Annotated in this window: 4 protein-coding genes, 1 tRNA gene and 2 pseudogenes; 2 read left to right on the top strand and 5 right to left on the bottom strand. The window is 59.6% G+C overall.

Features of this window, described 5'->3' with window-relative positions; all coding sequences use genetic code 11:
• The 5 genes and pseudogenes from AC1D1Z_RS33380 to AC1D1Z_RS33400 form a co-directional block, all read right to left on the bottom strand.
• Window positions 1-68 (bottom strand): annotated as a pseudogene (locus AC1D1Z_RS33380) (GNAT family N-acetyltransferase); the annotation flags it as partial.
• Window positions 69-167: 99 nt separating this feature from the next.
• Entirely contained in the window at window positions 168-2,189 is a 2,022-nt protein-coding gene (locus tag AC1D1Z_RS33385) for an acetyl-CoA carboxylase biotin carboxylase subunit (protein ID WP_477853124.1), read from the bottom strand.
• A gap of 75 nt (window positions 2,190-2,264) precedes the next feature.
• A complete protein-coding gene (locus AC1D1Z_RS33390; protein WP_018242141.1) occupies window positions 2,265-2,969 on the bottom strand; it encodes a hypothetical protein in 705 nt (234 codons plus the stop codon).
• 97 nt (window positions 2,970-3,066) lie between these two features.
• Window positions 3,067-4,017, bottom strand: a complete 951-nt coding sequence (locus tag AC1D1Z_RS33395) for a DMT family transporter (protein ID WP_197728315.1) — start codon at window positions 4,015-4,017, stop codon at window positions 3,067-3,069.
• A gap of 97 nt (window positions 4,018-4,114) precedes the next feature.
• Window positions 4,115-4,199: transfer RNA gene (locus tag AC1D1Z_RS33400), tRNA-Leu, on the bottom strand.
• A 182-nt stretch (window positions 4,200-4,381) separates the two neighbouring features.
• On the opposite strand from AC1D1Z_RS33400, the gene lipB reads away from it, so the two are divergent.
• Both lipB and AC1D1Z_RS33410 read left to right on the top strand, forming a co-directional pair.
• Window positions 4,382-5,101, top strand: coding sequence for a lipoyl(octanoyl) transferase LipB (lipB, locus tag AC1D1Z_RS33405; RefSeq protein WP_028733757.1), 720 nt, complete (start codon window positions 4,382-4,384; stop codon window positions 5,099-5,101).
• 301 nt (window positions 5,102-5,402) lie between these two features.
• Window positions 5,403-5,539, top strand: a pseudogene (locus tag AC1D1Z_RS33410) (methyltransferase family protein); the annotation flags it as partial.

The following is a 5,539-nucleotide window of genomic DNA, read 5'->3' on the forward strand; positions in this document are numbered from 1 at the left end:
TCCAGCTGCACGGTCATCACTTCCAGCGGTTTTCCTGCCTGAACGGCAACGGCGGCGCGAACGTCCATCTTGATATCCTTCCTGTCGATTTTATTGGTTCCCAGCTGATTTATCGGGCTGAGCTTGGCATGGTCGGCGAACTCGGCTCAAGCGACGGTCTTTTCCTCTCAGGCGAATTCCATGATCACGGCATCGACGGCCAGGCTTTCGCCGGCCGCGGCATTGATCTTCGAGATGACGAGATCGCGGTCGGCGCGCAGCACGTTTTCCATCTTCATAGCTTCGACGATCGCAAGCGTCTCACCGGCCTTGACCTCCTGGCCCTCGGCAACCGCGATGGCGACGACGAGGCCAGGCATCGGGCAGAGCAGGAGCTTGGAGGTATCGGGCGGCAGTTTCACCGGCATCAGCCTGTCGAGCTCGGCATGACGCGGCGAAAAGACCTTGGTAATCACTGAAAGCCCCTGCCAGTCGATACGCAACCCGTTCAGAACGGGGCGAATCTGCGCGGTGATGTCGCGACCGCCGACCTTGCCGCTCCAGACGGGATCCCCCGGTCTCCAATCGGTGACAACACTCTTGCTCTGGCCCTCTATCGCCCCCTCGATCGCGATGTCCATATCGAAGGGGATGGTGACGAGCCCATCGAGCAATCTTGCAGCGACGTGGTTGTCGCCGATCTTGACCACCCATTCCTCGCGCAGCGCGCCCGATGCGGCGCGCAGACGATCGGCGAAACGTTCGCGGCGGTTTGTCTCGATCAGCGAGGCGGAGAGGGCGATGCCGGCAAGCACGGCTTCTTCCRCCGGGTCCGGTTTCATCGGCGCAAAACCATCGGGATATTCCTCGGCAATGAAGCCTGTGGACAGCCGGCCCTCGCGCCAGCGCGGATGTTTCATCAGCGCCGACAGGAAAGGAACATTGTGCTCGATACCATCGACGACGAAGCCGTCGAGCGCCCGGGCCATGGCGTCGATCGCCTCGGGCCGCGTCGGCGCCCAGGTGCAGAGCTTGGCGATCATCGGATCGTAGTACATCGAAATCTCGGCACCCTCGAAGACGCCGGTATCGTTGCGGATAACGACATTGCCGGTCCTGCCTTCCGCCGGCGGGCGGTAACGCGTCAGGCGGCCGATCGAAGGCAGGAAGTTGCGGTAGGGATCTTCGGCATAGAGCCGGCTCTCGATCGCCCAGCCGTCGAGCCTGATGTCCTTCTGAGCAAAGGGAAGGGGCTCTCCCGCTGCCACCCGGATCATCTGCTCGACGAGATCGATGCCGGTGATGAGTTCGGTCACCGGATGCTCGACCTGCAGGCGGGTGTTCATTTCAAGGAAATAGAAATTGCGGTCGCGGTCGACGATGAACTCGACGGTGCCGGCGCTCTGGTAATCGACGGCCTTCGCCAACGCCACCGACTGTTCGCCCATGGCCTTGCGGGTGGCTTCATCGAGGAAGGGCGAGGGCGCCTCTTCCGCGACCTTCTGGTTCCGCCGCTGGATCGAGCATTCGCGCTCGCCGAGATAGACGACGTTGCCATGCGCGTCGGCCAGCACCTGGATCTCGATATGGCGCGGCTCGACGACGAACTTCTCGATGAAGACGCGGTCGTCGCCGAAGGAGCTTTTTGCCTCCGAGCGGGCGCGCTCGAAGCCGTCGCGCACATCTGCCTTGTTCCAGGCGATGCGCATGCCCTTGCCGCCGCCACCCGCCGACGCCTTGATCATGACGGGATAGCCGATCTCGCCAGCGATCACTACCGCGTGGGCGGCATCTTCGATGATGCCGAGATGGCCCGGCACGGTGGAGACACCGGCGGCATTGGCGAATTTCTTCGATTCGATCTTGTCGCCCATCGCCATGATGGCCTTCGGCTTCGGGCCGATGAAGACGATGCCCTGCTTTTCGAGTTCAGCGCAGAAGGAGGCGCGTTCGGAGAGGAAGCCGTAACCGGGGTGGACGGCCTCGGCCCCCGTCGCCTTGCAGGCGGCGATGATCTTTTCGGCGACGAGATAACTCTCCGACGCCRCCGCCGGGCCGATATGCACAGCCTCGTCAGCCATCTCGACATGCAGCGCGTCCCGATCCGCATCCGAATAGACCGCGACGGTCAGAATCCCCATGCGGCGCGCAGTCTTGATCACGCGGCAGGCAATTTCGCCGCGATTCGCGATCAGGATTTTCTTGAACATGGAGACTCCACCCAGAAATGCATCCCGGAGTTTTACGCACAAAACACCGGAACGCACAATCAGGCTTGCGGAGCGTCAGGCGACGGCAGCTTCGGAGACAGGTTCCTCGTCGACGATGCGCAGCCAGCGGCTGCGACGCGGCTCGGCATAATCGCGCAGCTCGACGGCAGCCATGATCCCCGCCCAGTGCGGATGATTGGCGCCGGACAGCGTTGCCTGCTCGATCTGCTGGAGAACGCCGTATTCGACCGACGAGACGGGGATGATGCCGCCTTCGGCGACGCTTCTGAAGATGCGCATTGCGTAGTCGACGTCCTGGCGGGTGATGCCCCGGCGATCGATGGCGCGCGACAGCTTGTAGCCACCGATATTGTCGGTGATCGCCAGACGAAGCTGATCGAGGGCAAGCGCTCTCAACTCAACTGGGACATCGGTCGAAATCTCCATGACGTGGAGAATGAGCTCGAGCTCGAGCGCCGAGTTGACGACACCATCGGTCGTGAACATGCGCATGATCCAGGCGACGTTGATTTCATCCAGCGAGCCCTGCGGATAGGTGTAATGGACGATGAAACCGGCGAGCTGCTCCACGAAGAAAGCGTTCCAGTCGGCACATTTTTCAGGGCAGGAATTGTTGAGCGCCAACATCGCCACGACGTCGTCGGATGTCCGGATACCCTCCGGAAAACTATGTTTGCGCAGCAATACTATATCTTCGGCCGTCAGCCGATGCTTGCCGGCCACGACACAGGCCGGAAAAGCGAGACGAAATTCGCTCATGTTTTAACTCCAGGCTTCATCATGAAACCGGAGACAGTTTTAGCGCCTGCGAATTGACGATCCCTCAAGAAGAGGAGTTAATCTGATATTCCCGAGGTCAGGAAGATTTTAACGTTTGCGCCTGCAGCCGCTCGCGCCAGATGATGAAAAGGCCTGATGCAACGATGATGAAGATGCCGATCCATTTGGAAAAGCTCGGGAAATCGTTGAACAACGCATAGCCGAGAACGGTCGCCGAGATAATCTCGAAGTACTGGAACGGCGCAAGCAGCGACAGCGGAGCGAGGCGGAAAGCCCGGACCACGAGCATATGCGCATATCCCGAGATCGAGCCGAGGGCGAAAAGCAGGATAAGGCCGAGACCGGAGGAGGGCAGAGAGACGGCAAAATCGGCATTGCCGAAACTGTTTCCGACGAAAAGCGCAGCCGCCATGAAGATCGTTCCGCCGATGCCGGCCATCGTCTGCATGGTCAGCGGCGAATCGGCCTCGCCAATAGCGCGGTTGAGGAAGAGATAGAGCGAGAATAGAAAGGCGCAGGCGACCGGGAGCAGCGCCTTCAGCCCAAAGATCTCGTAGCTTGGCTGAATGACGATCATTGCGCCGCCGAAGCCGACGATGATCGCCATCCAGCGCCGCCAGCCGACCTTGTCGCCGAGAAACAGTGCCGACATAGCGGTCAGCATGAAGGGCTCGACGAAATAGATGGCGAAGACATCGGCGAGCGGCATGTATTTGACGGCGACGAAGAAAAGCAGGCTCGCAGCGCCATGCAGCACGCCGCGCAGCAGATTCATCCATGGCCGTTTGGCCGAAAGCGCCTTAAGCCCGAAGAGGGCGAAAAGAATCGGCAGGGTACAGGCGATCTGAAAGAAGAATCGGTAGAAGGTCACCTGGCCCGGCGACATCGCCTCGAAGGTCGCCATGTATTTGGCGATCGCATCCATGGTCGGCAGGATGAGCATGGCGCCGGACATGATGGCCATGCCCTGCAGGGAATTTTGATGGGGCTCTGACATGGCTGCTGATTCTTGCGAGGATGACGCCATCAATCACGGGAAAGCCAGGCAATCAAGCCAAGCAACCGCAAATAGCTTCGAGGTGAAATCGAAATCATCGCTTAGAGAGCGTTTCCCTGAAGGGAAATGGTGCGGTCGAGAAGACTCGAACTTCCACGGGTTGCCCCACAGCGACCTCAACGCTGCGCGTCTACCAATTCCGCCACGACCGCATCGTGGTAGGTGCCGATTTGCGTCGGCGGGGCAGCATGTAGCAAAAGCATCTGGGGTGCACAAGGGCGATATGACAGTTTTTTTGAAAACCGCTCACAGCATTTGAATTGGCCCCGAAACAGGTCCATATAGCTGTCCTGCCGCCCCTTTTTCGCAGGCATTTCGGGGAGAGCGGCAAGGAATGACCATGCTTCGCACCGATCTCGAATTCTCTATGCTTCCCCGACTCGGAACCCGGCCGGTACGCTGGCGCATCGCCGATGGCCTCGTTCCCTATGAGGAGGCGGTGGAGACGATGGAGCGCGAGGTGGCGGTGATATCAGATGGCGGCGATGAACTCGTCTGGCTCGTCGAACATCCGCCGCTCTATACTGCCGGCACCAGCGCCAATGCGAGGGACCTCGTCCAGCCGAACCGGTTTCCGGTCTTTGCGACAGGGCGTGGCGGTGAATATACCTATCATGGACCCGGCCAGCGCGTCGCCTATGTCATGCTCGACCTGAAAAGGCGGCGCCAGGACGTGCGCGCCTTTGTCGCCGCCCTTGAAGATGTCGTCATCCGCACGCTCGACATGATGAATGTCCGCGGTGAGCGACGTGAAGATCGCGTCGGCGTCTGGGTGCGCCGGCCGGAAAAGCCGTTGCTGGCCGATGGGACGATGGCCGAGGACAAGATCGCCGCTCTCGGCATAAGGCTGCGGAAATGGGTGACCTTCCACGGACTGTCGCTCAACGTCGATCCGGATCTCGATCATTTCGAAGGCATCGTGCCCTGCGGGATATCCGCCTATGGAGTGACCAGCCTCGTCGATCTTGGCTTGCCTGTGATGATGGCTGATGTCGATATCCGGCTGCGCGCCGCCTTTGAGGCGGTTTTCGGCGAAACGACCGGCGAAACCTGACTGACCACGGCGACCGGGGCAATTTGTATCAGAAAGAAAGGCTGGTTTCGGTCTTTTCTTAAGTGAAACAATGCTTCGTGGCAGATTTGGCGGTCGCGCAGCGTTGAGGTCGCTGTGGAAGAATCCGCGGAAGTTCGAGTCTTCTCGACCCACCATTTTCCTTCGGCGAAACGCTCGCCGGGCGCATTCTGCCGTCAGACTCGGCAACCGCTTCACTGTCAGAGCCAACGTTTTAACCCATAATTAGCGATTGAAAATATATACGACACTACAGCTGTGTGAATATGGAAGTCCGAGGACAATGAGAAAAAAAGCAGCGGCAAGCTGGTCATTCCTCGATGTGTATTTCGCTCTCGATATTATCGAGAAGGTTCTCATCGGCTATTTCTTCGTCGGGATTGTCATGCGTGTCCTGCCGCAGATGCAGGACAATCGGGC

It is taken from the genome of Rhizobium sp. P1_E1, assembly GCF_056406015.1.

Coding starts and splice junctions, on each gene's coding strand:
- AC1D1Z_RS33390 (WP_018242141.1), bottom strand. CDS start 2,969: ATGAGCGAATTTCGTCTCGCTTTTCCGGCCTGTGTCGTGGCCGGCAAG.
- AC1D1Z_RS33395 (WP_197728315.1), bottom strand. CDS start 4,017: ATGGCGTCATCCTCGCAAGAATCAGCAGCCATGTCAGAGCCCCATCAA.
- lipB (WP_028733757.1), top strand. CDS start 4,382: ATGACCATGCTTCGCACCGATCTCGAATTCTCTATGCTTCCCCGACTC.